General features: G+C 38.3%; 21 protein-coding genes and 2 pseudogenes. 18 read left to right on the forward strand and 5 right to left on the reverse strand.

Going from position 1 to position 26690, the window contains the following annotated elements:
- The 8 genes from J2S10_RS05755 to galE all read left to right on the forward strand — a co-directional run bounded on the left by J2S10_RS05755 (window position 1) and on the right by galE (window position 11139).
- Window positions 1-1029, forward strand: coding sequence for a Gfo/Idh/MocA family protein (locus tag J2S10_RS05755; RefSeq protein WP_307405314.1), 1029 nt, complete (start codon window positions 1-3; stop codon window positions 1027-1029).
- 103 nt (window positions 1030-1132) lie between these two features.
- Window positions 1133-2101, forward strand: coding sequence for a sugar phosphate isomerase/epimerase family protein (locus J2S10_RS05760; RefSeq protein WP_307405317.1), 969 nt, complete (start codon window positions 1133-1135; stop codon window positions 2099-2101).
- A gap of 27 nt (window positions 2102-2128) precedes the next feature.
- Window positions 2129-3799 (forward strand): glycoside hydrolase family 13 protein, encoded by a 1671-nt coding sequence (locus J2S10_RS05765; RefSeq protein WP_307405319.1) that lies wholly within the window; start codon window positions 2129-2131, stop codon window positions 3797-3799.
- 42 nt (window positions 3800-3841) lie between these two features.
- Entirely contained in the window at window positions 3842-6037 is a 2196-nt protein-coding gene (locus J2S10_RS05770) for an alpha-galactosidase (RefSeq protein WP_307405321.1), read from the forward strand.
- A gap of 218 nt (window positions 6038-6255) precedes the next feature.
- Window positions 6256-7263 carry a LacI family DNA-binding transcriptional regulator gene (locus J2S10_RS05775; protein ID WP_307405323.1) on the forward strand — a complete coding sequence of 336 codons (1008 nt, stop codon included), beginning with the start codon at window positions 6256-6258 and terminating at the stop codon, window positions 7261-7263.
- A gap of 48 nt (window positions 7264-7311) precedes the next feature.
- Window positions 7312-8499: a galactokinase gene (locus tag J2S10_RS05780; RefSeq protein WP_307405325.1), complete on the forward strand. Its 1188-nt coding sequence runs from the start codon at window positions 7312-7314 to the stop codon at window positions 8497-8499.
- Window positions 8500-8515: 16 nt separating this feature from the next.
- Window positions 8516-10045 (forward strand): UDP-glucose--hexose-1-phosphate uridylyltransferase, encoded by a 1530-nt coding sequence (gene galT, locus J2S10_RS05785; RefSeq protein WP_307406740.1) that lies wholly within the window; start codon window positions 8516-8518, stop codon window positions 10043-10045.
- 107 nt (window positions 10046-10152) lie between these two features.
- The gene (gene galE, locus J2S10_RS05790; RefSeq protein ID WP_307405327.1) at window positions 10153-11139 is read left to right on the forward strand and encodes a UDP-glucose 4-epimerase GalE; all 987 of its coding nucleotides are present in this window, start codon (window positions 10153-10155) and stop codon (window positions 11137-11139) included.
- Window positions 11140-11233: 94 nt separating this feature from the next.
- Here galE and J2S10_RS05795 read toward each other — a convergent pair whose 3' ends face one another.
- From J2S10_RS05795 to J2S10_RS05805, 3 genes are all read right to left on the reverse strand, one after another.
- Window positions 11234-12481: a sensor histidine kinase gene (locus J2S10_RS05795; RefSeq protein WP_307405329.1), complete on the reverse strand. Its 1248-nt coding sequence runs from the start codon at window positions 12479-12481 to the stop codon at window positions 11234-11236.
- Between the two features lie 210 nt (window positions 12482-12691).
- A complete protein-coding gene (locus J2S10_RS05800) occupies window positions 12692-14200 on the reverse strand; it encodes a diguanylate cyclase domain-containing protein (protein WP_307405331.1) in 1509 nt (502 codons plus the stop codon).
- Window positions 14201-14450: 250 nt separating this feature from the next.
- Window positions 14451-14585, reverse strand: a complete 135-nt coding sequence (locus J2S10_RS05805; protein WP_307405333.1) for a hypothetical protein — start codon at window positions 14583-14585, stop codon at window positions 14451-14453.
- Window positions 14586-14739: 154 nt separating this feature from the next.
- Here J2S10_RS05805 and J2S10_RS05810 point away from each other — a divergent pair, with 154 nt between their 5' ends.
- The gene (locus J2S10_RS05810; protein ID WP_307405334.1) at window positions 14740-15375 is read left to right on the forward strand and encodes a bifunctional 2-keto-4-hydroxyglutarate aldolase/2-keto-3-deoxy-6-phosphogluconate aldolase; all 636 of its coding nucleotides are present in this window, start codon (window positions 14740-14742) and stop codon (window positions 15373-15375) included.
- A gap of 132 nt (window positions 15376-15507) precedes the next feature.
- Here J2S10_RS05810 and J2S10_RS05815 read toward each other — a convergent pair whose 3' ends face one another.
- Entirely contained in the window at window positions 15508-16671 is a 1164-nt protein-coding gene (locus J2S10_RS05815; RefSeq protein WP_307405336.1) for an ROK family transcriptional regulator, read from the reverse strand.
- A gap of 260 nt (window positions 16672-16931) precedes the next feature.
- On the opposite strand from J2S10_RS05815, the gene uxaC reads away from it, so the two are divergent.
- The 3 genes and pseudogenes from uxaC to gndA all read left to right on the forward strand — a co-directional run bounded on the left by uxaC (window position 16932) and on the right by gndA (window position 21049).
- Window positions 16932-18338 (forward strand): glucuronate isomerase, encoded by a 1407-nt coding sequence (uxaC, locus tag J2S10_RS05820; protein ID WP_307406742.1) that lies wholly within the window; start codon window positions 16932-16934, stop codon window positions 18336-18338.
- 84 nt (window positions 18339-18422) lie between these two features.
- Window positions 18423-19577: pseudogene (gene uidA / locus J2S10_RS05825) on the forward strand (beta-glucuronidase); the annotation flags it as partial.
- A 59-nt stretch (window positions 19578-19636) separates the two neighbouring features.
- The gene (gene gndA / locus J2S10_RS05830) at window positions 19637-21049 is read left to right on the forward strand and encodes an NADP-dependent phosphogluconate dehydrogenase (RefSeq protein ID WP_307405338.1); all 1413 of its coding nucleotides are present in this window, start codon (window positions 19637-19639) and stop codon (window positions 21047-21049) included.
- A 287-nt stretch (window positions 21050-21336) separates the two neighbouring features.
- On the opposite strand, the pseudogene J2S10_RS05835 reads toward gndA, so the two are convergent.
- Window positions 21337-21468 (reverse strand): annotated as a pseudogene (locus J2S10_RS05835) (ROK family protein); the annotation flags it as partial.
- Between the two features lie 297 nt (window positions 21469-21765).
- Between J2S10_RS05835 and J2S10_RS05840 the strand changes: the two are divergent.
- The 6 genes from J2S10_RS05840 (at window position 21766) to larC2 (ending at window position 26521) form a co-directional block, all read left to right on the forward strand.
- On the forward strand, window positions 21766-23034 hold the full coding sequence (locus tag J2S10_RS05840) for a nickel pincer cofactor-dependent isomerase, group 22 (RefSeq protein ID WP_307406744.1): 1269 nt from the start codon (window positions 21766-21768) through the stop codon (window positions 23032-23034).
- A 21-nt stretch (window positions 23035-23055) separates the two neighbouring features.
- Window positions 23056-23826, forward strand: a complete 771-nt coding sequence (locus J2S10_RS05845; protein WP_307405339.1) for an SDR family oxidoreductase — start codon at window positions 23056-23058, stop codon at window positions 23824-23826.
- Window positions 23827-23916: 90 nt separating this feature from the next.
- Window positions 23917-24054, forward strand: coding sequence for a hypothetical protein (locus tag J2S10_RS05850; protein WP_307405341.1), 138 nt, complete (start codon window positions 23917-23919; stop codon window positions 24052-24054).
- Window positions 24055-24074: 20 nt separating this feature from the next.
- Window positions 24075-24251: an adenine nucleotide alpha-hydrolase family protein gene (locus tag J2S10_RS05855; protein ID WP_307405343.1), complete on the forward strand. Its 177-nt coding sequence runs from the start codon at window positions 24075-24077 to the stop codon at window positions 24249-24251.
- A 149-nt stretch (window positions 24252-24400) separates the two neighbouring features.
- Window positions 24401-25873, forward strand: coding sequence for a gluconokinase (locus J2S10_RS05860; protein WP_307405345.1), 1473 nt, complete (start codon window positions 24401-24403; stop codon window positions 25871-25873).
- A gap of 183 nt (window positions 25874-26056) precedes the next feature.
- On the forward strand, window positions 26057-26521 hold the full coding sequence (gene larC2 / locus J2S10_RS05865; RefSeq protein WP_307405347.1) for a nickel pincer cofactor biosynthesis protein LarC2: 465 nt from the start codon (window positions 26057-26059) through the stop codon (window positions 26519-26521).
- Window positions 26522-26690 lie beyond the last annotated feature (169 nt).

Genomic DNA, 26690 nt, shown 5'->3' on the forward strand with positions numbered 1-26690 from the left:
ATGGAAAAGTTAAGAGTTGGTGTTATCGGCTGCGGCAGTATTGCGCAGCATCGTCATTTACCGGAATATCAAGTCAATCCAAATGTGGAACTCGTAGCAGTTTGTGATATTAATGAGGAGCGTGCATTAGAAGTAGCTGAAAAATATGGGGTTCTCTCCTTCACAAGCTATAAAGCGTTATTGGAAAGCAGTGAGGTGGACGCTGTCAGCGTTTGTACACCGAACTATCTTCATGCGCCAATCTCGATTGCGGCTTTGGAAGCCGGGATTCATGTTCTTTGTGAAAAACCAATGGCAACCTCTAAACAAGAGGCAGAAGCAATGATTGCAGCTGCTAAGGCAAGCGGCAAAAAATTAATGATTGCTCATAATCAGCGGTTCGTACCGTCCCATCAAAAAGCTCGTCAGTTTATTCAAAGCGGAGAAATCGGCAAGATTTATAGCTTCCGTACAGCATTTGGCCATGGCGGCCCGGAAGGCTGGAGTGTAGAAGGAAAAGAAGGATGGTTTTTCCAAAAGGAAAAAGCGTTCGTTGGAGCGATGGGTGATTTGGGTGTCCATAAGACCGATTTACTGCGCTATGTGTTAGGAGAAGAAATTGTTGAAGTGGGTTCATTTGTAGAAACAAGTGCAAAGAATTTCGCTGATGTCGATGATAATGCTGTTTGTGTATTAAAAACAGAAAGCGGCATCATTGGTACACTTGCAGCCAGCTGGGCGTATGTCAGCAAGGAAGATAATTCTACGATAATATATGGAGAAAAAGCGATCCTTCGTTTAGAGGACGACCCAACTTCCTCACTTATTGTCCAATATACGAACGGGGAAGTGGTCAAGTATGAGCTTGGAAAAATCCAGTCCAATGCCGAAGGTGGTCAAAATAACTCCCATGTGATTGAGAAATTTGTCGACTCGATTTTAACAGGGCAAGAGCCTCCGGTACCTGGTGAGGAAGGCATGAAATCATTAGCGGTTATTTTGGCAGCACTTGAATCTAATGAAATGAAACAAATTGTACGATTGAAATAACGATGAAAAAATTTCTTATCGGATGATAGGGATTGGCGTTAGGGAATAGGGTCGCCATATCCCTCCGTATTTATGAATGCAATGATAGAGAGGGGATTTTATTATGAAACTAGGCGTTTTTACCGTATTATTTGCGGAAAAATCATTTGAGGAAATGCTGGATACTGTAAAAGAAGCAGGGCTTCATGCGGTTGAAATTGGAACTGGCTGCTACCCTGGTAACAGTCATTGTAATTTAGAAGAGTTATTGGAAAGTGAAGTAGCACGCAAGGAGTACATGCAAAAGCTAGAGGAACGTGATTTGATGATCAGTTCTTTCAGCTGTCATGGTAATCCTATATCCCCTGAAAAAGAATTTGCTAAAAACTCTCACGAAACACTTTTAAAAACTATTAAACTTGCTTCATTAATGGGTGTGCCGGTTGTGAATTGTTTTTCAGGTACAGCAGGGGATCATGAAGATGCTAAATATCCCAATTGGCCAGTCACACCGTGGCCTAATGAGTATGGCGATGTATTAAAATGGCAATGGGAAGAAAAACTGATTCCTTACTGGAAAGAAGTAGGTCAATATGCCAAGGAGCACAATGTTAAGATTGGACTTGAGCTTCACGGCGGCTTTTTAGTTCATACACCTTATACTCTCTTAAAGCTTCGTGAGGAAACCTGTGATGCCATCGGCGCGAATTTAGATCCAAGCCATTTATGGTGGCAGGGAATTGATCCGGTTGCGGCGATTAAAATTTTAGCAAAAGAAAATGCCATCCACCATTTCCACGCTAAAGATACATACATTGATCAGGAAAATGTGAATATGTATGGATTAACCGATATGCAGCCATATGGGGAAGTTCGTACCCGCGCATGGACATTCCGTTCAGTTGGCTGCGGACATAGTTTAAAGGAATGGTCTGACATGATGAGTGCGCTTCGAACATATGGTTACGATTATGTAGTCAGCATTGAACATGAGGATCCAATCATGTCGATTAATGAAGGATTTAAACGTGCCGTAAGCAATTTAAAAACGGTTCTCATTGATGAACCTGTTTCACAGATGTGGTGGGTGTAGCAACAATTTGAGAATTAGAGGTGCGCAATGAACAAAAAATGGTGGAAAGAAAGTGTCGCCTATCAGGTGTATCCTCGAAGTTTTATGGATAGCAACGGCGACGGCATTGGCGATTTAAAAGGACTTACTGTAAAATTAGATTACCTAAAAGAGTTGGGGATTGATGTCATTTGGCTTTCGCCGATGTATAAATCCCCAAATGATGATAATGGCTACGATATTTCCGATTACCAGGATATTATGGATGAATTTGGTACTATGGCTGATTTTGATGAGCTTCTTGAAGAAGTTCATAAGCGAGGCATGAAATTGATTTTAGATTTAGTCATTAATCACACGAGCGATGAGCATCCCTGGTTTATCGAGTCACGTACTTCGAAAGACAATCCAAAGCGCGATTGGTACATTTGGCGGGACGGAAAAAATGGAAAGGAACCCAACAACTGGGAATCTATTTTCAGCGGCCCGGCTTGGAAATATGACGAGGAAACTGACCAATATTTCATGCACATCTTTTCGGAACGCCAGCCCGATTTGAATTGGGAAAACCCTGAAGTTAGAAATGCCTTGGAAACAATGGTGAATTGGTGGCTGGAAAAAGGCATCGACGGTTTCCGTGTTGATGCTATATCCCATATCAAAAAGGAACCAGGATTCCCGGATATGCCGAACCTGGAGGGTTTGGATTATGTTTCCTGCTTTCCTTACATGATGAATGTGAAAGGAATTGATGAATTCCTCACTGAATTGTCTGAAAAAACTATTAAAAACTATGACGTTATGACCGTCGGCGAAGCAAATGGTGTCGGCCTTAATGAAGCGGACAAATGGGTCGGTGAAGAAAACGGCTATTTCAATATGATATTTCAGTTTGAATTTTTAGATCTTTGGGATAAGGATTCAGGAGATTCAATAGACGTACGTAAGTTAAAAAAGGTATTAACCAAATGGCAAACTGGTTTGGAAGGCAGAGGCTGGAATGCCTTATTCATCGAAAACCATGACCAGCCGCGAAGAGTTTCAAGCTGGGGAGATGACCTCAAGTATTGGAAAGAGAGTGCCAAAATGCTGGGATCTTTATATTTCCTCATGAAGGGCACGCCATTTATTTATCAAGGCCAGGAAATCGGGATGACTAATGTTCAATTTTCTTCTATAAACGAATATAATGATGTTGGCATGATTAACTACTACAAAATTGAAACAGCTAAGGGACGTTCCCATGAAGAGATTATGAAGGTGATTTGGGAAAAAGGCCGGGATAATTCTCGTACTCCCATGCAATGGGATTCAACGAACATGGGAGGATTTACAACTACCGATCAAACATGGCTTGGTGTAAATCCAAATTATAAAGAGATTAATGTAGAGAAACAATTAAACGATCCTGATTCTATTTTACATTTTTATAAAAAATTAATTCGCTTGAGAAAAGAGAATCCATTGTTCGTATACGGTACTTACGAATTGTTATTAGCAAATCACAGGAAACTATTTGTTTACACTCGCAAATTAGGCAGTAAAAAGGCGATTGTCATTAACAATTTCAGTGAAAAATCTACTAGGTTTAAAGTTCCATCAAGTGTATCCTATTCAACCTCTTCACTAGTCCTAAATAATTATGATAGCGCGGATCAGAAATTACGGAAAGAACTCACACTAAAGCCTTATGAAACAAGAGTATATATATTGAAATAAAATTTAGGGGCTTTTGCCCCTTTTTTGAGTGGGGTAATTTCTATGGGGATTCATTTTGATGCGAAGTTGAAGGTTTTCCATCTGCAGGGCAAAGATACGAGCTATTGTTTTCAAATACAAAGAGAAGGTTATATCACTCATCTTTATTGGGGAAGGAAAATAAAAAAATATCATCAAAGTAATCCGGTTTCGTTTGTTGACAGGGGATTCTCACCTAATCCCGATCCTTCAGATCGAACCTTTTCATTAGATACCTTGCCCGAGGAGTATCCCGGATATGGGAATACTGATTTTCGAACACCTGCCTATCAAATTCAATTGGAAAACGGTTCTACGATTTCAGATCTTCGGTATAAAAAACATTTCATATTTAAAGGTAAACCCAAATTAAATGGGCTTCCCGCTACTTATATTGAGAATGAATCTGAAGCAGTAACATTAGATGTTATTTTAGAAGACCATTTAATTGGTTTATCCGTTATCCTTACTTATACGGTTTTTGATAGTTTCAATGTCATAACTCGTTCCGTTCGATTCGAAAATCACGGGGTTCAACCGATTAAGATTCTACGGGCATTAAGTGCGAATGTAGATTTCCGCGACGATCAATTTGATTTCTTGACACTATATGGATCACATATTAATGAACGGAATATTGCTAGACGGCCAATTGTTCCGGGTAATCAAATGATTGAAAGTATGCGCGGGGCAAGCAGTCACCAGCAGAACCCATTTTTTGCTCTTTTACGAAAAGATGCCAATGAGGTTTACGGTGAGGTCTATGGATTTAACCTGGTTTATAGCGGGAATTTTTTAGCACAGGTAGAAGTAGACCAATTTCATACGGCACGTGCTTCGATTGGGATTAACCCATTTGACTTCAGTTGGTTACTGGAACAGGAAGAACTGTTCCAAACCCCTGAAGTGGTAATGGTGTATTCAAATAAGGGTCTTGGAGATATGTCCCGCACCTTTCATGAGATATATCGTACCCGTTTGTGCAAAGGAACGTACCGTGACCTCATTCGCCCAATTTTAATTAATAATTGGGAAGCCACTTACATGAAATTTACCGATGATAAAATTATCGAAATTGCCAAAGCAGGAAAAGAAGCGGGGATTGAATTATTTGTATTAGATGATGGCTGGTTTGGAAAACGGAACAATGATAAGAGCTCTTTGGGTGATTGGGTTGTTGATACGCATAAGCTACCGCATGGACTAGCTGACCTGGCAACTAAAATTCGCAACCTGGGAATGGAATTCGGCTTATGGTTTGAACCTGAAATGGTTTCAGTAGACAGTAACCTTTATCGCAGTCATCCTGATTGGTGTATCCATGTTCCCAACCGCAGCCGTTCCGAAGGCAGAAACCAATTGATTCTGGATTTATCGCGAAAAGAAGTATGCGATTATATTATTGAGGCAGTTTCGACAGTTCTAGCAAGCGCGCCAATCAGTTATGTTAAGTGGGATATGAATCGGCACATGACGGAAGTTGGATCGGCAGCATTACCTCCTGCACGGCAGCGTGAAACAGCCCATCGCTATATGCTGGGCCTTTATCGGGTACTTGGAGAAATCACTGACGGTTTTCCTGGAATTTTATTTGAAAGCTGTTCCGGAGGCGGTGGCCGTTTTGACCCGGGAATGCTTTATTACATGCCGCAAACATGGACCAGCGATAATACCGATGCGGTATCTCGTTTAAAAATACAATATGGAACAAGTCTCGTCTATCCTCCTATCACCATGGGCTCGCATGTTTCAGCCGTACCGAATCATCAGGTTCACCGTGTGACATCACTTGCAATGCGAGGAAATGTTGCCATGTCGGGTAACTTTGGTTACGAGCTTGATTTGACGAAGTTATCAATTGAGGAAAGAAAAGAAGTCAAAAAACAAGTTCGTTTTTATAAAGAAATTCGTCATATCATACAATTCGGAAATTTTTATCGCCTGCTCAGTCCATTCGCAGGAAATGAAACAGCTTGGTTATTTGTATCAGACGACCGGACAGAGGCTGTTGTTGGATATTATAAAGTATTAGCACAGCCCAATGAACCCTTTATTTCACTTAGGTTTAAGGGATTAAATTCAGAATATCTTTATCAACATATTGAAACAGGAAGGGTTTATGGCGGCGATGAATTAATGTATGCCGGCATTGCCATACCAAAGCTAAAAGGAGATTATACAAGCCTTTTGTGGCGGTTTAAAAAAGTAGAAGAAGAATAAAACATATCCTTCTAAGTCAGCCTGCTGGCTTTTTTTTATTAAAAAATGAGGCAATAGAGTAATTTGATTTTAGTAAACATTACTAAATACTTGAGTTTTACTCATATATATATTAATTTTTATCGTAGATATTGAAAAAATTAACACATTTTGTTATATTTTAATTAGAATATTTAGTAATGTTTACTAAAGGTGATAATACAAGGAAGAGGATTGAAATGGCAACGATTAAAGATATTGCTGAACAGGCTAACGTTTCTACAGCTACTGTATCAAGGATTTTAAATAATGATCCATCATTATCTGTTGGAGAAGAAACCCGAAAAAGGGTGCTTGAGGCGGCAAGTAAATTAAATTATAAAATAACACGAAAAAAATCTGAAAAACAATCAGAGTCCTATCAAATTGGAATCGTGTTAACAAAAGATGAAACCATCGATCCCTATTTTTTGTCGATCCGAAATGGAATTGAAAGTATTTGTGAACAATATTCCCTAAATATAGCTACTATTCTAACTGTAGGAAAGAATCAAATATCACCTGCTGTTGTAAATGGACTAGATGGGCTGATCGTTCTAGGTAATGTGGATGTAAGCGATCTAAAGGATATTTACTACGAAAATAGCAATATTGTCATTGTGGATTATATGCCTGATCGCCATAACTATGATGTTGTTGTTTCTGATTTTGAGTCAGCTACACGCGAAGTTCTAGAATATTTATTTACTAACGGTCATTCAGATATAGCCTATATTGGTGGTAGAAAAGTGATTAAACATATTAGTTCGAATCAGACCTTTGAGGAGGCAGATACTCGCGAAAGAGTCTACGAAGCGATTATGAGGGAAAAGGGACTATATAACCATGAGAAGGTTTTGTTAGGTGAATTTGGACCGAACAGCGGATATCAATTAATGAAAGCGTTAATAGAAAAGGGGCCTTTACCTACTGCGGTTGTGGTGGGGAGTGATCCAATGGCATTGGGTGCCTTTAGGGCATTGCATGAAGCCGATATCAAGGTACCGGGGGATATATCCGTAATCAGCTTTGATGACATTGAAGCGGCAGCCTACTTAAACCCTGCTTTATCTACAGTTAAAGTCCATACGGAAGAAATGGGGAAGACAGCAGTAAAACTATTGTCCGACCGGATTAAAGGGAGAACGATTCCATTAAAGATTGTCCTGCCTACAGAGCTGGTTTTACGGGAAAGTGTAAAAGAATAAGCAAGAAATACCCTACGATAGATTTCTTCAAAGAAAGGTTGGGGAATTATGATAAATCAATTAAAAAACGAGTTTATAAATCTATTTGGTAATGAAGGTGAAATTCGAGCTTTTTTTGCACCGGGGCGTGTAAACTTAATCGGAGAACACACAGATTATAACGGCGGCCATGTCTTTCCCTGTGCTTTAAGTGTGGGGACGTACGCGATTGCACGAAAAAGAAACGATAATTTAGTAAAAGCTTATTCTAAAAACTTTGAATCTCTTACTATCATTGAATTTCATCTAAATGAGCTAGTATATGAAGCAAATCATGATTGGGTGAACTATCCAAAAGGAGTAATCAAACTATTTAAGGAACATCAATTTGATATTAATGAAGGCTTTGATGTGTTGTTCTATGGGAATATTCCAAACGGTGCCGGGCTGTCATCCTCGGCGTCAATCGAACTTGCCACTTCTGTGCTTTTAAAGGGTTTATTTGATTTAAATGTTAATATGGTTGAGATGGTAAAGATGTGCCAGCAGGCAGAAAACCAATTTATCGGAGTAAACTGCGGGATTATGGACCAATTTGCTATCGGAATGGGTAAAAAAGAAAAGGCTATTCTCCTTGATTGTAACACACTCACTTATACATACAGCCCGGTTGAATTAGGGGATGCAGCCCTTATTATTGCCAATACGAATAAACGGAGAGGTCTTGCTGAATCAAAATATAACGAACGCCGGGGTGAATGTGAACGAGCATTAAAACAGTTACAGCAAGAATTGGAGATTACCTCATTAGGGGACCTGTTTCCAGATAAGTTCGAGCAGTATAAACATTTAATATCAGAACCGTTAGATGTAAAACGTGTCAAGCATGCTGTATATGAAAATGCTAGAACCATAGATGCAGTAAATAGATTGCAGAAAGGGGATATACTTGGTTTTGGTCAATTGATGAATGATTCACATGTTTCTTTAAGAGATGATTACGAAGTTACAGGCTTTGAGCTTGATACCCTAGTGGAAGCAGCTTGGGCAGAAGCGGGAGTCATTGGTTCGCGGATGACCGGGGCGGGCTTTGGAGGTTGTACGGTTAGTATTGTAAAAAAAGAGAGTATTGACACCTTCATTAGAAATGTTGGCCATAAATACACAGAAAAAACAGGGTTAAAGGCAGATTTTTATGTTGTGGAAATTGGTGATGGTGCGGGAGAATTGACAGGTTTGCTACAAAATAACCGTTAGGAAGGTTTGAATGAACATGCCAACGAATATCTATGAGCAAATTGAACGGCTTTTACAATTTGGGTTAAGGAAAAAGTTATTCTCAAAATATGATATTGATTTTGTTAGAAACGCACTCCTTGATGTTCTCGGTTTAGAAGAATGGGAGAGCTGTGTCGTACCGGATGAATATCTCGATTTCCCTATCAGCATCCTGGAAGAGATCCTGGATTGGGCCGCAGAAAATGGCAGGATAGAAGAGAATTCAACCACTTACCGTGATCTTTTCGATACCAAATTAATGGGCTGTTTACTTTCCCGCCCCTCTGAAGTAATTAGGAATTTCTATCAGGCATATGAATCGCTGGGTGCCGAAGCAGCTACAAAGAAATTTTATCAGCTCTCCCAGGAGATCCATTATATCAGAACGGACAGAATAGCTAAAAATGAGCATTGGTCTGTTCCTACAGAATATGGAGATATTGAAATTACAATTAACTTATCAAAACCTGAAAAAGATCCGAAAGAGATTGCAGCGGAAAGAATGCTTAAACAAAGCTCCTATCCTGAATGCCTGTTGTGTAAGGATAATGTCGGATATTCAGGAAGAATGAATCATCCGGCCAGGCAAAACTTGCGGGTCATTCCGTTGGAATTATCCAAGGAACAATGGTTTTTCCAGTTCTCTCCATACGTATACTATAACGAGCATGCGATTATTTTTAAAGATAAGCATGAACCAATGAAGATTAGTAAACAAACAATTAAGAGAATCCTGGAATTCACCGAGAAATTTCCACATTATTTTCTTGGTTCCAATGCTGACCTTCCGATTGTAGGTGGATCAATTTTAAGCCATGACCACTTTCAAGGAGGCAGTCACGACTTTCCAATGGCGAAAGCAGAAATGGAAATGACATTTCAGTTTTCGCAATATCCGAATGTAAAAGCGGGGATCATTAAGTGGCCGTTGTCGGTTATTCGCCTTCAGGGTCTTAACCGTTATGAACTTGCTGAACTTGGAGGTTACATTTTACAGCAGTGGAAAATGTACAGTGATGAACGTGTTGATATTCAAGCTTTTACTGGGGATATTCCCCATAATACAATAACACCCATTGCTAGAAGAAACGGCAGCCTTTATGAACTGGATCTTGTCCTCAGGAATAATCGAACAAATGAGGAATATCCATTAGGCATTTTTCATCCTCATCAGGAGGTACATCATATTAAAAAGGAGAATATAGGCTTAATTGAAGTAATGGGTCTTGCGGTTCTCCCCGGACGATTACAAGAGGAGTTGAAAACGCTTGCTGATAGTCTTGTGAAAAATGAAAGTTATGAGAAGATGAAGCAAAATCAAACGATTATTAAACATCTTACATGGGCAACATCCATTAAGGAAAAGTACCCTGAACTAAATAGCGAAAACGTGTCTGAAATCTTTAAACAAGAAGTTGGCTTAACTTTTACAACTGTCCTTGAGCATGCCGGTGTTTTTAAAAGGGATAGGACCGGCATCCGGGCGTTTAAGGAGTTTATGAACTTTGTTTCTCGTAAAATATAAGCATGGTTCAACATTTTCCGGGAAATTTAGTTTTAAAACGACATTTGTCTACCTATTTCGTTGCAGTTGGGTGTAGAATTAACAAAAAGAAAAAGGAGAGTGCCAATATGGCAATTTTAGTAACTGGAGGGGCTGGCTATATCGGGAGCCACACAGTCTTATATTTACAAAAGCTTGGCCAAGAAGTAATAGTGCTTGATAATTTACAAAAAGGACATCGGGATGCGGTCATAAATGCCAAGGTTTATAAGGGTGAACTAAAGGATGAAGCACTTCTTGATGAAATTTTTACATCAAACAATATCGAGTCGGTAATTCATTTCGCTGCCAATTCATTAGTTGGTGAAAGTGTGGAAAAACCTCTTGAATACTATGAAAATAATGTTATTGGCTCCTACCATCTTATAAAAAAAATGGTTAAGCATAATGTACAAAAAATCGTTTTCTCGTCTACAGCTGCAACCTACGGAAACCCTGTAAAGGTTCCGATACTGGAAGAAGACCCTACGATTCCAACGAATCCTTATGGTGATACGAAGCTGGCGATTGAAAAAATGTTAAAATGGGCAGACGGAGCATATGGCTTAAAATCTGTATGCCTTCGTTATTTCAATGCAGCCGGAGCTGACCCGGAAGGACGGATTGGAGAGGATCACACCCCTGAATCCCATTTGATTCCAATTGTCCTTCAAGTTGCTCTTGGTCAGCGTGAAAAGGTTTCTATTTTTGGAGATGATTATTCAACTGAGGATGGTACTTGCATTCGCGACTATATTCATGTCAACGATTTAGCAGGAGCTCATTATCTTGCTTTAGAAAAATTAAAAAATACTGACGAGAGCGGTGTATATAACCTTGGTAACGGAACAGGATTTTCTGTGAAACAAGTCATAGATACTTGCCGCCAGGTTACCGGGAAGGATATTGCAGTTGAAGTTGCACCAAGACGTGCCGGTGACCCTGCAATCCTAATCGCTTCTTCCAATAAGGCACGTGAGGAACTTGGCTGGGTTCCAACATATCCGGCTTTAAAAGAAATTGTATCTCATGCTTGGAATTGGCACCAAAATCATCCTAATGGATATGAAAAATAAAACAATAAATAGGAAAATCATAAAAGGCTTGCTAAAAACAAAACCGACAGAGTGCACTGTCGGTTTTTTGTCGCTTTAATTAAAATGTTGTAGTTCATAAATGCTTAATGGTCGGAAACTCAAAATAAAAGGTAGTGCCTATCCCCAGTTCACTTTCTGCCCAAATAGTCCCATCCAGTGCACGAACAATGCTATGGACCACCATCATTCCAAGTCCTGTCCCTTTTGAACCTTTTGTTGAATAAAAGGGTTCTCCTAGCCTATCGAGCTGCTCTTTGGTCATTCCCACACCAGTATCCTTCACCTTTATGGTTAAATAATCTTGACTGAATTCTGAAGATATGAAAAGCTGCCCACCATTAGGCATGGATTCAACTGCATTTTTGAGAACATTGATAAAGCATTGGCGGAACTTTTGACTTTCTCCCTTTATGAAACCTATAACAGCAAAATCAGTTAATATTTCAACTGAATTTTGATTAGCCATCGGCTGGATGATTTTGATAATTTGCCTAAGCTCGCTTTTTACGTTTAATTCTTCATTCGTGACAAAAGACGGTTTTGCGAAGGTCAAATAATCTTGAATAACCCTTTCGGCGGAATTAAGTTCTTCCTTAACGATGGAAAGGTATTCTCTTTGTTTTTGCCTTGTGAGGTGATTATCTTGAAGTAATTGAACAAATCCACTTGCCGCAGTTAGAGGGTTTCGAATCTCATGGGATATGGCGGCTCCCATTTGTTCAACAGCTTTTAATTTTTCCGCTTTGATTAATTGCTGTTTCATTTCTGTATTTTTTTTAACAAATTCAATTGAGTAGGAAATAATTGCGATTCCTAGAGGCGGAATTACCAAATAAGCAAACCATGCATCAAGCCAAGAAGGATGGGGATAAGAAAGTTCCATTCCTCCGACCGTTAACACACCTAATATTATGCCAAAACATACAGCAATTAAAATACGGCGATTTGGACTTTGCTTCCAAAACCAGTTGTGCTGTTTCCAGACTGTAATACCCAGAGGAATATAAAGCAATAAAGTCTCAATAAAACCGATATCCAATCCGTAAAAGCTCCTAAAGATAATGGCAATTATCACAAGTAATGGCCCAATTCCAAAATACAGACCGCCAATTACCAATGGAATGATCCTTAAGTCATAACGTGCAAAGGTAATGGGATTATAGGAGAATTGAATACAGTACCATAACATCAAAACAAACAATATAATCATGGTAGATTTAGAAATGGTAAATCGTCTACTCTTTTCAAGCCACACTAAATAAAAGAAGAGAAATATTATGAGAATGGAAAGATTCATGAAAAGATGTTTTGTAATTTCCATTATTTCACCGTCCAAAATGGCTGTTATAAAAATTTTACAGGTATTTTTCACCATATTCAACCAAATTTCAACAATATTTCGAAAAAAATGAATAAATCACATGAAACAGGATTTAACTGGGAAATAGAACTATTTTTGTACGACACCTAAATACTTATTTCGGCGAAAATAGAAAACAAAGGCTGACCCTTATGAGTCAACCTCTGTTATTTATTGAACGATTGAGATCGTATTTCTGCCTTTGGTTTTAGATAAGTATAATGCTGTATCCGCCATATGGATCAGTTCTTGGGGTTTTGTTTTGGAATTAGGAAAAAATGAAGCAATTCCTATGCTAAGGGTGACGATTTCCGCAATCTCAGAACTGCTGTGAGGAATATTAAGCGACTCAATTAACTGTTGAATTTTTTGGGCAACTTTGAAACCTTCCTCCTGAACGGCCAAAGGCAAAATGATAGCAAATTCCTCACCGCCATAACGGGAAAATGTATAGTTTTTATTACCGGTAACCTCGTTCTTAATGGTTTGGGCAATAGTTTGTAAACAAAGGTCTCCGGCTAGGTGACCATATGTATCGTTATACTTTTTAAAATAGTCGATATCAAACATGATTAATGTAAGTGGTAAATTAGAATGAGAAAGGTTTGAACACTCTTTTTCTAGGGTATGGTCAAAGTATCTTCTATTCGAAACTCCTGTTAAACCATCCATGTAAGAAAGCCGATTAAGAAGTTCATTGGCTTCTTTTAATTTATGCTCCGTTAATTTTCGGTCGGTAATATTTCTTGAAACAATAATAACACGCTTGCTGCCGCCTTCTTGAAAATGTACACTCTTTAATTTTGACTCTATCCATATGTATTCGCCCATTTTGGTACAGTACCTGTAAGTAGAATCCGCGAAACCGTTATTAAGAGCTTTTTCAAACATTTCGTTTGTGTGGGAAATATCATCGGGATGGATAAAACTTTCGATTTTTTTACCTAATAGTTCCGGATATTCATATTTAATGATTTCGTTTACTGCGGGTGAAATATAGATAAATTCTCGATTTTCATTGTGCATGGTAATCATGTCACTTGAGTATTCAGCTAGTAATCGAAAGCGTTCCTCGCTCTCCTTTAATTTTATGACACTAAACTTTAATTGTAGTTGCGCCTCATTAGATTTAGCAATATACTCAGCAATAAAATAAGCTAAAAAGCCTCCGGTCAGTGATATTAGGTAATGTCCTAATAATACTGATTTGAGGAGGGATTTATCATCAATATTAATGAAGAGTAGAATTGAAATAATGACTAATCCACTTAGATTCATTAAAAAGGCATTAAAGGTCATATGAAATTTTAATTTTGAGATACCTCCACAAACTATTCCGGTGAAAAGTACACCTAAAGCCGCTAATAAGGCATTGTAACTATATCCGAAAAGGTATATTCTCCCTGAGGAAATGATAACAGAAGCAATGAAGGCAGGAATGAAACCACCAAAGGCAGCCGGAATAACAATTGCTAAATGTCGTAAATCGGCAATAGTTGTAGGATTTATTTTAATACTAAACAGCATTAAAATGTTTCCAAGTACTCCAAAACAAAGCCCCCAGTAAAATTTAGTTAAAAAGGGTGAAGAAACCTGCAATGGCCTATTTTTAAAGACCTGTCCCATAATAAAGAAGGACGCGATTAAAAGTGCTGCATTCAAAACAAAATCTTTTATCATAATAAAATGCTCCTGATTTACTAGTGAAACAATATCAGCAGGTTGAAAAATCTAATCTTATGTATTGAATCATATCATTCTAATTATACAATAAATTAGATAATAAAAACAAAAAAAGAAAATAAAACCATATTAATTGAAATAATAAAAAAGCCAGGATTATTTAACTTGTTCCTAGCTTTTGACTTTTGATATAGAGGATGCTCCAATGTAATGGGGCATCCTCGTTTTGAAGTATGAGCTTTTCTACTTACTCACTATCCTGTGTGGTGTTGAAAAATTCAACTGGTTTTTGCTTATTATTATTTTTTTCTTTATTTTGATTTCCCATTTTCCCGTCTGATTCATAGCTAAGGTTATTCTTAGTGTTCTCATGTTCTCTCATTCTTTTACCCCCTTTAAGATTATCATTTTCATTGCATTTAATTTCATTCATCAGAATGGAAAAAAACAAATATCACAAAAAGTTGTTTCTATTATATAGATTTATTTATTATGTTAATATTATTAGGATTAATGTAATGATGAGGAGGGGCTGTATGCTGAAAAAATTCGCGATTTTAAATCAGTTAGAGGAGGGAAAAATTGTTGCGGTCGTACGCGGTGAAAGTGAGGAGGACGCTTATCAAATTTCCCTGGCATGCATAAGAGGCGGAATTAAAAATATTGAAGTAACCTTTACGACACCTAACGCTTTAGATGTTATTAAAAAATTAGCAGAAGCCAATAATCATTCTGCAGTCATTGGTGCAGGAACCGTTCTTGATCCTGGGACGGCTAGGCTTGCGATTTTAAATGGTGCCCGATATATTGTTAGTCCACACTTTTCAAAGGAAATCAGTGAAACCTGTAATCTATATTCAATTCCCTATCTACCGGGCTGTCTAACGGCAACTGAAATGGTAGAAGCATTAAAAACAGGGGTAGATGTTGTTAAAGTTTTCCCCGGGGGTGTTGTAGGTCCATCCTACATAGAAAATATTCAAGGCCCGCTTCCAAACATCAACATTATGCCGTCCGGAGGGGTAAATCTGGATAATGTATTGGAATGGTTAGATAAGGGAAGCTTTGCTGTAGGTGTTGGCAGTGTGCTAACAAAAGGAATAAAATCGGGGGATTACGAAGAAGTTGAAAGAAGAGCGCAGCAATTTACAGATAAAATCAATAATGCTTAACTTTCAATGGAGCCCCGATCTTTTTCTATTCGGCACCTCGTATACATCATTAAGAAAATCCCCTTTATGACGGTTTTTCACTTAGGGGATTTTGTTATATTAGAAAACGATTGCATGGAATTTTATGTTAAATTATACCTCATATGGAAGATTTAGGGTTGGGACATCAAGAAAATGTTTGATGGCCAGCGCGCATGCACCCAGGACGCATGATTTCTTACCAATTGAAGAAATCAACAATTCTCGGTAATGACTGATGGAAGAATTCAGGTTTGCTTTAATTTTGTTAAGAGAATCCGGATACATTCGAAGCAGCTCACCATCCAGCACGAGCACATCGGGGTTGTATATGTTAATCATATTATTCAACCCAATTGATAGGTAGTAAATAGATTGTTCCATCAATCCGTGTACTTCCTCATCACCTTCTTCAAGCCATTTTTGAATATGTTCGTACGTTACGTTTTCAATTTGCCTATTTTCGGACAAATATTCAAAAATGCTCGATTCGGAGGCGTATTTTTCCCAGCATCCTTTATTTCCGCATTTACATGACCTTCCTCCGGGTACAACAATCATATGTCCTGCTTCACCTGCATATCCATCATGCCCGCGAAAAAACTCACTGTTCATCATCAAGCCGATCCCGATACCTGAATAGAGAGTCGCGCATAATAGATTATCTGTTTCATGGTGAACAAATACCCTCTCGGCAAAAGAGCAAAGATTTGCATTGTTTTCAAGGTAAACTGAAATACCGATTTCCTTTTGCAGATCATCTTTTAGGTTGATATTATTCCACGCAAGACGTGGCACATAGTGAACGACTTCATCTTTTGTAACTAGACCATGGATAGCAATTACAACTCCAACGATTCCGTAACGACTATCGGTGTAATTTGTCTCGAATTTTTTGATTTGTTCTATTAATAGATGAAGAATCTCAGAATAGTCAGTTGTATTTAATTTGATAACAATTGACGAAACAGGACTGCCTAGAAGGTCCGAGAGTGTAAAAGAAATCTGACCATAATCAAGGTCAATGCCAAGCGCATAGCCTGCTTGACCGTTTAACGAGAGCATGATTGGCTTTCTGCCTACAGAATAATGCTCAAGTTGTGTCTCGACAATCAATCCTTCCTCCAATAGGTCAGCAGCTTGTGCCGAGATGGTAGCTCTCGTTAAGTCTGTGGCCTTGGATAAATCTGCCCGTGAAATCATTCCTTCCTTAACAATTTTTCTGATGATTAAAGAGCGATTGATTTTCTTTATATATGCAGCATCACCTGTAACCATTTATATCCTCCATTTCGGCAATCTAACTATAAGTATACTCCTATTATATCAGGTTCTTTCATTTTTCGATTTATTTCTATTAAATAGAAGGTGTTCATTGACGAAACACAATATAAATGATAAATTATGTTTGTGTTTAATTTGTTTAATAAACAAATTAAAATGGATGTATTTTTGATTATCCTTTTAATTCTTTTGTAAGGGTTTACAGAAAAAACGTGAAAACGGTATACCATTATTTATAGCTGGAGGGGAAAATGATGAGAAGGACCTTTTTAGACAAACACTTTTTGTTAAATTCTGAGACTGCGCTTAAATTATATGAAAATGCAGTAGAGGGACTACCGATTTTTGATTTTCACTGCCACTTAGCTCCACAGGAGGTTTGGGAAAACAAACCTTATGAAAATATTACACAAATATGGCTAGGCGGAGATCATTATAAATGGCGTACGATGCGTATGCACGGTATCGGTGAAAGATACATTACAGGTAACGCTAATGATTGGGAAAAATTTTCAGCATGGGCTGAAACAATCCCGCATTTAATTGGAAACCCGCTTTATCATTGGACACATATGGAATTGAAAATGTTTTTTGGAATTGAAAAACAGCTGAATCCGGAAACAGCCCGAGAAATTTATGATGCATGCAACGAAATGCTAAAGCAACCGGAATTCAGACCAAGGGCATTTATTGAAAGAGCAAATGTCAAGTTTATTGGAACAACAGATGATCCTGTTTCAACTTTAGAATACCATCAATTATTGAGGAATGATGTATCGTTTAAGGCAATCATTGCACCGACATTCCGTCCTGACGGAGCTCTTTTTATTGAACGTCCAACTTTTAACGGATGGCTTGAAAAATTAGCCGAAGTTTCCGGTATCAAGACAGATTCTCTTGATGGATTTTTAAACGCCTTAAAACAGAGGGTGGATTTCTTCCATGAAAATGGCGGCTGTGCATCCGATCATGATATTCAGAAAATGGAATTTATAAAAGCAACCAAAGAAGAAATCGTCTTGATTTTTGATAAACGAATAAGCGGCGAACAGCTTTCAAATGATGAAATAGTTGCTTACCGTTCTTTCGTATTAAAAGAACTAGGAAAAATGTATGCGGAAAAGCAATGGGTTATGCAGCTTCATATGGGAGCAATGCGCAACAACAATACAAAAATGAAAGAGCTTCTTGGTCCGGATACAGGGTTTGACTCTGTCGGAGAGGCAAATATGGCAGAAGGCTTGTCATGTTTCCTAGACGCTCTGAATCAAGAGGATGCTTTGCCAAGAACAGTATTATTTAACTTGAACCCTAAAGATAATGCGGTTCTTACCGGCATGATGGGTAACTTCTATGAAGAAGGTATTCCGGGGAAAATTCAATTTGGTTCCGGCTGGTGGTTTAACGACCATATAGATGGAATGGAAAAGCAAATGCGAGATCTGGCAAACGTTGGAATGCTAAGTCACTTTATTGGTATGTTGACAGATTCACGCAGTTTCCTATCCTATGCGCGCCATGATTATTTCCGCAGGATCCTTTGCAATCTTTTAGGTGACTGGGTGGAAAAAGGATTGGCTCCATTTAAGATGGAGTTCCTGGAACAAATGGTTAGGAATATAGGATATGGTAATGCAGAAAGATACTTTATGGAACGGTAAAGACTGAAAAATTTTAAGAGGAATCTTTTACCCTGCTATTCTTACTTCTGAGCGTGTTGTTTTGCGATTCGGTTCCGTAACAAGGTAAAAGTAAGTGTATTGGATGAAACAGGAGTGTCTGTTGGCACAGCTGAAGGAGCCTCCGGCTCAATCAATATTTCAAACGTGAAGCTATGGGAACCTTTAAATGCGTATTTGTACACACTGAATATTAATTAATCGAAAATGGAAAAACAGTCGACCAATATGAGCAGCCATTGTGAGAACAGTCGAAGTGAAGGACGGAAATTTCCTGATCAATAATAAACTATTTTATTTTAAAGGTTTCGGAAAACATGAAGATTCACCGATACATGGCAGAGGCTTTGATGAAGCAGCCAATGTAATGGATTTTAATCTGATGAAGTGGATCGGGGCAACTCATTCCGCACATCCCATTACCCTTATTCAGAAGAATTGATGCGTCTTGCTGACCGTGAAGGCTTTGTCATCATTGATGAAGTACCTGCAGTAGGCTTACATTTGAACTTTATGGTCATGTTATCAGGTGGTGTCGCACAAAGAAATACTTGGAAGGAACTTAAAACCTTTGAACATCATCAAGATGTCATCAAGGAACTCATCAAACGGGATAAAAACCACCCATCCGTTGTCATGTGGAATGTCGCTAATGAACCGGCTTCAGAAGAAGATGGTGCATTTGAATACTTTAAACCGCTTGTAGAGCTAGCGAAGGAACTTGATCCGCAAAAACGACCTGTAACGCTTGTGACACACTTAGGGTCAACTCCGGATAAAGATAAAGTTGCCGAATTAATTGATGTTCTTGCATTTAACCGTTATTATGGATGTTATATTGATGGTGGTGACCTTGACTCTGCAAAAGCAAAACTACGTGCGGAATTCAACGGCTGGCTCGAGCGCTGCCCTGACAAACTATTTATGATGACTGAATATGGAGCAGATACAGTCACAGGATTTCATGATGTTGAGCCTGTTATGTTTACGGAAGAATATCAAGTTGAATTTTATAAGGCAAACCATGAAGTGTTTGATGAATTAAACCACTTTGTCGGCGAGCAGGTATGGAATTTTGCGGATTTTGCGACAAGTCAGGGAATTATTCGTGTTCAAGGGAATAAAAAAGGGATATTTACCCGGGAACGCAAACCAAAATATGTAGCTCATGAATTGCGCAAGCACTGGACAGCAATCCCTGATTTTAACTTTAAGGGATAAGTACTATTATTGTAATGTCCAAAAGAATTAAAGGAGAAAGAAAGGAAGAGGGATAAGATATGTCTAATCAGCAAATTGGTGTGGTCGGTTTAGCTGTAATGGGAAAAAACCTTGCATTAAATATTGAAAGTCGCGGGTATTCCGTTTCTGTTTTTAACCGTTCATATGATAAAACAGAAGCTTTCTTAAAGAACGAAGCCGAAGGAAAAAACTTCTTTGGTGCACAAACGATTGAAGAATTTGTGAATTCTTTAGAAAAGCCAAGAAAAATATTATTAATGGTTAAAGCGGGAACAGCCACAGATGCTACGATTGATTCTTTGAAGCCATATCTTGAGGAAGGCGACATTCTTATCGATGGCGGAAATACCTTTTTCCAAGATACGATCAGACGGAATAAGGAACTGGAATCGGCAGGTTTCCACTTTATTGGTACTGGAGTTTCAGGTGGAGAAGAGGGCGCATTAAAAGGACCGGCCATTATGCCGGGTGGTAAAAAAGAAGCGTATGAACTTGTAAAACCAATCTTAGAAGGTATTTCCGCAAAGGTTAATGGCGATCCATGCTGCACGTATATCGGTCCTAACGGTGCCGGCCATTATGTAAAAATGGTTCATAATGGGATTGAATATGGTGATATGCAATTAATTTCAGAAGCTTATTTTATTTTGAAAAATGTACTTGGTTTAGAAGCGGAGGAGCTTCACCAGGTATTTGCTGAGTGGAATAAAGGTGAATTAGACAGCTACTTAATTGAAATTACTGCAGATATTTTTACAAAAGTAGATAATGAAACCGGTAAACCGATGGTTGATGTGATTCTTGATACTGCCGGACAAAAGGGTACAGGTAAATGGACAAGTCAAAATGCCTTAGATTTAGGGGTACCTCTGCCGATCATCACAGAGTCTGTATTTGCCCGCTTTATTTCTGCAATGAAAGAGGAGCGCGTTAAGGCAAGTAAGGTACTTAATGGACCTAAAGCGGCAGCCTTTGAAGGTAATAAAGAGGAGTTAATTGAAGCGGTACGTAAAGCTTTATATATGAGCAAAATTTGCTCCTATGCACAGGGCTTTGCACAAATGCGTGCAGCATCTGAAGAGTACGATTGGAATCTTCGATATGGTGACATAGCGATGATTTTCCGCGGCGGCTGTATTATTCGTGCCCAATTCTTACAAAAAATAAAAGACGCATACGATCGGGATCCTGAATTAGCGAACCTGCTATTAGATCCTTACTTTAAAGAAATAGTAGAAAGCTATCAAGCTGCCTTGCGTCAAGTCCTTGCCGTTGCGATTGAGCGTGGAATCCCTGTGCCGTCATTTGCGAGCGCCATTGCATACTATGACAGCTATCGGACTGAAACGCTACCGGCAAATTTATTGCAGGCCCAACGTGACTATTTTGGGGCCCATACCTATCAACGTGTAGATAAAGAAGGAGTATACCATACAAACTGGATGGAATAACTAAAAAGGTGCCAGTCTCTATCCAAATTATGGACGGTTTCTGGCACCTTTAATTTTCAAAAAAATTAAGCGCTTTCAGATTTTTTTTTTGACTGAATAAATTTTGACTGCCTTAAAGATTCAGGCGACTATTTAAGAAAAATAGGTTATGGCGATTGGTTTTAATGATGAAAAAACGGACTTTTTAAGGGCCTGACCTCCGACAATGTATCGTGTCGGGAGCAGGTCTTTTAGTTTATTTGCTAATTGTCATTTGGGGTATGGATGTTTAATAAATGGTTAAAAAAGCTTGATTCAGATTTGTTTAAACTGGTAATTTTTAATAAATCAGCCCGCGAATTCATCCCATATTCAATAATTTTGCTAACAATTAAACTTCTATTTATTTTTTTGATATATGCAGCATCTCCGGTCATCATATTTTTCCTCCTTTGGTTCGTACATTTTTACAAATTACTTCAAAATGGGAATACAGTACGGCATATATATTGACGTAAAGTAACCATAATGATATTATACAGATAATTAATTTGTTTGATAAACAAATTAAATAAAATAATAAATAAATTATTTATTTCAGAAATCATAAAATCCATTTAAGAAGAATTATTTTGAAAGGGATTGCAATAAGTTAACATACTGGTTTGGTTCTAATTATTACATGGATTATAAACCCCTGAGTAACACTTATGATATAGAAAGGAATGAAGCAGACCGTGGGTATTCTACAAGAATTATTGAAAGATATTCCCGTACCAAAAATGGCAAAAGTAAAAGTGAAGTTTGATAATAAAAAGATTATTGATCTTGGTCAAGAATTGAATGGAAAATTAAACATTGAAAATATCGTCGGGAAAATTCAACCCGGAATGGAAATAGCTGTAGCAATCGGAAGCCGAGGCCTTGATCGTATTGTTGAAATTACAGCCGTTACAGTTCAATTTCTAAAAGATTTAGGAGCGAAACCTTTTATTGTGCCGAGTATGGGAAGTCATGGCGGGGCAACGGCAGAAGGACAGCGTGCTGTTTTAGAGCACCTTGGGGTTAGCGAAAAAAGCGTTGGTGCCGAAATTCGTTCTTCAATGGAGGTAGTGAAAGTAGGTGAATTACCAAATGGTTTACCGGTATATGTAGATAAATTTGCTTCAGAAGCGGATGGAATCGTGGTTATTAACCGGGTGAAACCACATACTGCTTTCCGTGGACAGGTTGAGAGCGGAATTATGAAGATGATTAGTATTGGTTTAGGGAAGCAAAAAGGGGCTGAAGCCTGTCACCAAATGGGTTTTAAATATATGGCTGAAAATGTACCGGCCATGGCGAAAATCATTATGGAGAAAACGCCGGTTCTTTTCGGGATTGCAACGGTTGAAAATGCATTTGATAAAGTGGCAATTATAGAAGTGCTTACTCCAAAAGAGATTATTGAAAAAGAACCCGAATTACAGAAACAAGCAAAAGCGTTATTGCCAAAGCTTTATTTTGATCAATTGGACGTCCTTGTAATTGATGAAATCGGTAAAAACATTAGTGGTGATGGAATGGATCCGAATATCACGGGGCGTTATCCAACCCCGTATGCATCCGGTGGACCGGATGTTAACAAAATGGTGGTGCTTGATGTAACGCCTCAATCAGAAGGGAATGCCAATGGAGTCGGAACGGCAGATTTTACAACCCAACGACTTGTAGACAAGATGGATAAAGAAGGAACCTATGCCAATGGGTTAACCTCAACCGTTGTGGCTCCAACAAAAATTGCTACGACACTGCCTACCGATAAACAGGCGATTCAAGCGGCTATTAAAACCTGCAATATCTTGGACTTTAAAAATGTAAAAATGGTTCGCATAAAAAATACACTTGTACTTAGTGAAATAGAAGTTTCAGAATCATTACTTGAGTATGTCGAAAAGCATCCAAATATGGAACGAAGCTCAGATCTTTATGATTTTTCTTTCGATAAAAAAGAAAATTTATTTTAGACAATTAGGGAGAGTAGAAACATGACAAACTTATTTGATTTGACAGGAAAAACAGCGGTTGCAATCGGTGGAAATGGTGTATTAGGATCAAGCATGGCTAAAGGATTAGCAGCACAAGGAGCAAGAGTTGCCATTGTTGGACGAAATTTGGAAAAAGCAGAGGAAGTTGTCAAGGACATTAAAGAGTGTGGCGGTGAGGCAAAAGCTTTTCAAGCAGATGTAAGTTTACAAGACTCTTTATTACAAGTAGCGAATGAAATTGAACAATGGTCCGGCGGTTGGGATATTCTTTTGAATGCACCCGGTACAAACAGTGCGACACCATTTTTTGAACTCGGTATGGACGAGTGGGATAAAATTATGGATATCAACTTAAAAGGAATCGTGTTAACGTGTCAGATTTTCGCAAAAAGAATGATTGAACAGGAAAGAAAAGGCAGCATCATTAATATTTCGTCTGTTTCTTCAACTACGCCGCTTTCAAGAGTGTTTACGTATTCAGTTTCAAAAGCAGGACTTAATAGCGTGACTCAGTTTTTAGCACGTGAATTTGCTCCACATGGAATTCGTGTCAATGCGATTATTCCCGGCTTTTTCCCTGCTGAACAAAACCGGAAAATTTTGGACAAAGAACGAATTGAATCTATTATGATGCATACACCAATGAAACGCTTTGGTGAGGCAGAAGAATTGCAAGGAACTGCTGTTTGGCTGGCTTCAGAACAAGCTTCAAGCTTTGTTACCGGTGCTCTAATTCGAGTTGACGGCGGTTTTGGCAGCATGACCATTTAATAAATTCTTGCACATAAAGCTGCTGCCCATCAAATATGTTAAAAAAGTGGTTGTTGTTAAAAAGATTATCAAAGAAAGGGAGAACAGACAATGTTAGCTGAGAAATATAACAACTTAGCGTCTATTCTCCGAGAAATGGAATCAGTAGTTGTAGCATTCTCAGGTGGAGTAGATAGTACATTTTTATTAAAGGCTGCAGTGGAGTTGAAAAAGCAGAAGCCTTTTTAAAAACCCTTGATATTCGTCAGGTGCGTGTCCGGACACATCAGGATATTGCAAGAATCGAGGTTGAACCAAATGATATGAAAACCATTCTGGAAAACCATGAATCTATTGTAAATGAACTGCAAAATTACGGTTATAAATATATTACTTTAGATTTAATAGGGTACCTGAGCGGCAGTATGAACAAGGTTCTTGCTTAAAATATATACTGGATTGTCATGCTTTAATATTTAGATTAAATAAAGGGGAAAGGGCTTTGGAATGATCCAAGGCCCTTTCAATTAAGACAAGCAAAATAATATATAGATCTATACCATTCCAATAGTATTTATAAAAAGGAAGATGAAGGATGGCAAGAGAGTTTGTATTAGGGATTGATATTGGTACAACAAGTGTCAAAGCATGCGTTTTTAATTTGAAAGGAAATTCAATTTCCGAGTCTGAGGAATTGATTAGCTCCTATTACCCGCAGCCCGGCTGGGTGGAGCAAAATCCGGACGATATTGAGCGAGCTGCAGTTCAAGCAGTAAGAGTTACTGTTGAAAAAGCAGGGATTGAGAATAACGAAATAATAACACTTGGGTTTTCATCTGCCATGCATTCACTTATATGTATAAATGAAGACGGTATGCCATTGTCACCTGCAATTATTTGGGCTGATGGAAGAAGTAATCCTCAAGCTGAAAAAATAATGGAAACACATGGGCACAGAATTTATTCAAAAACAGGGACACCTATTCACCCTATGTCACCATTTTTAAAATTATTATGGATGAAGGAAACACAATATGAACCATATAAAAAAGCGAAATATTTTATGTCAATTAAGGAGTATTTACTAGAGAGATGGTTTGGACAAAGGGTTGTTGACTATTCCATGGCATCCGCAACAGGATTATTCAATCCCCATACACATCAATGGGACAACGAATTATTGGAACTTACGGGCATAGACAGTGATCAGCTTTCGAAACTTGTCCCGCCTACCGAAATATTAAGAGGAATCAAGAGAAATATTGCGGAAGAAATGGGAATTAATCCGGAAATACCGTTTGTGGTCGGAGCTGCAGACGGACAATTGGCTAATTTAGGGATTGGGGCTATTCTCCCAGGTGAAGTTGCCGTTTCAGTTGGGACTAGCGGTGCCATAAGGCAATTAACAAAAGGAACTAAAATAAGTGAAAATCATGAAACCTTTTGTTATTCCTTTACGGAGGAAACCACCATTATTGGCGGTCCAACGAATAATGGCGGTATCGTACTCCAATGGTTAAAAGAGTTGATGAACTACCAAGGAAGCTATAATGAATTTCTTTCTGAAGCGGAGCACGTTGCACCCGGGGCCGAAGGAATTATCTTTCTACCATATATAAATGGGGAAAGAGCTCCGTTGTGGAATCAACATGCAAAAGGGAATTTTTATGGAGTATCAATCACACATAAAAAGGAACATTTTATCCGCGCAGTGCTTGAAGGAATAACTTTTAATCTTTTTCAAATAGGGAAAGCTTTAGAGAGATTGGCAGGAGAACCGCAAAAGATTTTTGTTAACGGCGGTTTATCAAGGTCAACCATTTGGCTGCAGATGATGGCTGATATTTTTGAAACTGAAATTTTTGTTTCCGAGACACATAACAGTGCGGCATGGGGAGCAGCTTGGACAGCATTAGTGGCCATTGGCAAAGCTAATTCCTTTGAAGAAATTAAAAGGAATATCCCTATGGGGAATGCATTTATCCCCAATAATGAAAACAGTGCAGTCTATAAAAATATTTATGAGAAATATGAAATGTTGGCAAAGGATATAGCCAAGCACTTTTAATAATTTCTTACTGAACAAATTGGGTTTTTTGAATAAAGGGGGTTGGATAGTGGGGATTGGGTATGGTGCAGGGACAAAAAGTTTTAAAAGTCATCCAAATGTGGTCCGTGTTATTATTGGGGAGTAAGCTTTTTTCACTGGAATGAATCGGTCAACAACAATAATGTGAGAGGAGTTTTCCAGATGGTTTCTCAACTACCTCCGGATCATGAACATCTTGATAATCAAATGTTTAAAATGGAAGTGAATCTCGATGACATTCCGGGAGAATGGCTTGGATATGTAATGGATTTACTTTTCGATTCCGGTGCAAATGATGTATTCTATACCCCAATTTATATGAAGAAAAATAGACCTGGAGTATTACTTCAATTACTCTGTTCAAGTGAAAATATTAATAAAATGAAAGAAATTCTGTTTAAGGAAACTACCACACTCGGTTTACGTTATTACCCCCTAACAGTCCACCGATTAGAAAGAGTGTTTAGAAGCGTTGATACACAATGGGGTACCGTGATGGTTAAAGAGGGAATTCTCGATGGAAAAATCGTTCAAAGAGCACCGGAGTTTGAAGAATGTAAAAACATTGCCCAAACCCATAATGTTCCTTTGAAAAAGGTTTATGAACAGGTGTGGAAGTCAAAATGATAGAGAGGAATTCCACTATGACAAGCAGTTGCTTCGGTAAAATCCCTTCCAATTACGGGACAGGGGGATTTGCCCTTATTGAGATGGATGCTTTAAATAAAAAGAGTTGCTGTTTGGTTTAACCTTTGCAGCAACTCTTTTTTTGTTTGCGCTTATAAGTGGAAGTGAA

This window comes from Neobacillus ginsengisoli (genome assembly GCF_030813055.1).

Bases quoted from the DNA above. Each gene is read 5' to 3' on its own strand.
- J2S10_RS05755 (WP_307405314.1), top strand. From the start codon at position 1: ATGGAAAAGTTAAGAGTTGGTGTTATCGGCTGCGGCAGTATTGCGCAG.
- J2S10_RS05760 (WP_307405317.1), top strand. From the start codon at position 1,133: ATGAAACTAGGCGTTTTTACCGTATTATTTGCGGAAAAATCATTTGAG.
- J2S10_RS05765 (WP_307405319.1), top strand. From the start codon at position 2,129: ATGAACAAAAAATGGTGGAAAGAAAGTGTCGCCTATCAGGTGTATCCT.
- J2S10_RS05770 (WP_307405321.1), top strand. From the start codon at position 3,842: ATGGGGATTCATTTTGATGCGAAGTTGAAGGTTTTCCATCTGCAGGGC.
- J2S10_RS05775 (WP_307405323.1), top strand. From the start codon at position 6,256: ATGGCAACGATTAAAGATATTGCTGAACAGGCTAACGTTTCTACAGCT.
- J2S10_RS05780 (WP_307405325.1), top strand. From the start codon at position 7,312: ATGATAAATCAATTAAAAAACGAGTTTATAAATCTATTTGGTAATGAA.
- galT (WP_307406740.1), top strand. From the start codon at position 8,516: ATGCCAACGAATATCTATGAGCAAATTGAACGGCTTTTACAATTTGGG.
- galE (WP_307405327.1), top strand. From the start codon at position 10,153: ATGGCAATTTTAGTAACTGGAGGGGCTGGCTATATCGGGAGCCACACA.
- J2S10_RS05795 (WP_307405329.1), bottom strand. From the start codon at position 12,481: ATGGAAATTACAAAACATCTTTTCATGAATCTTTCCATTCTCATAATA.
- J2S10_RS05800 (WP_307405331.1), bottom strand. From the start codon at position 14,200: ATGATAAAAGATTTTGTTTTGAATGCAGCACTTTTAATCGCGTCCTTC.
- J2S10_RS05805 (WP_307405333.1), bottom strand. From the start codon at position 14,585: ATGAGAGAACATGAGAACACTAAGAATAACCTTAGCTATGAATCAGAC.
- J2S10_RS05810 (WP_307405334.1), top strand. From the start codon at position 14,740: ATGCTGAAAAAATTCGCGATTTTAAATCAGTTAGAGGAGGGAAAAATT.
- J2S10_RS05815 (WP_307405336.1), bottom strand. From the start codon at position 16,671: ATGGTTACAGGTGATGCTGCATATATAAAGAAAATCAATCGCTCTTTA.
- uxaC (WP_307406742.1), top strand. From the start codon at position 16,932: ATGAGAAGGACCTTTTTAGACAAACACTTTTTGTTAAATTCTGAGACT.
- gndA (WP_307405338.1), top strand. From the start codon at position 19,637: ATGTCTAATCAGCAAATTGGTGTGGTCGGTTTAGCTGTAATGGGAAAA.
- J2S10_RS05845 (WP_307405339.1), top strand. From the start codon at position 23,056: ATGACAAACTTATTTGATTTGACAGGAAAAACAGCGGTTGCAATCGGT.
- J2S10_RS05850 (WP_307405341.1), top strand. From the start codon at position 23,917: ATGTTAGCTGAGAAATATAACAACTTAGCGTCTATTCTCCGAGAAATG.
- J2S10_RS05860 (WP_307405345.1), top strand. From the start codon at position 24,401: ATGGCAAGAGAGTTTGTATTAGGGATTGATATTGGTACAACAAGTGTC.
- larC2 (WP_307405347.1), top strand. From the start codon at position 26,057: ATGGTTTCTCAACTACCTCCGGATCATGAACATCTTGATAATCAAATG.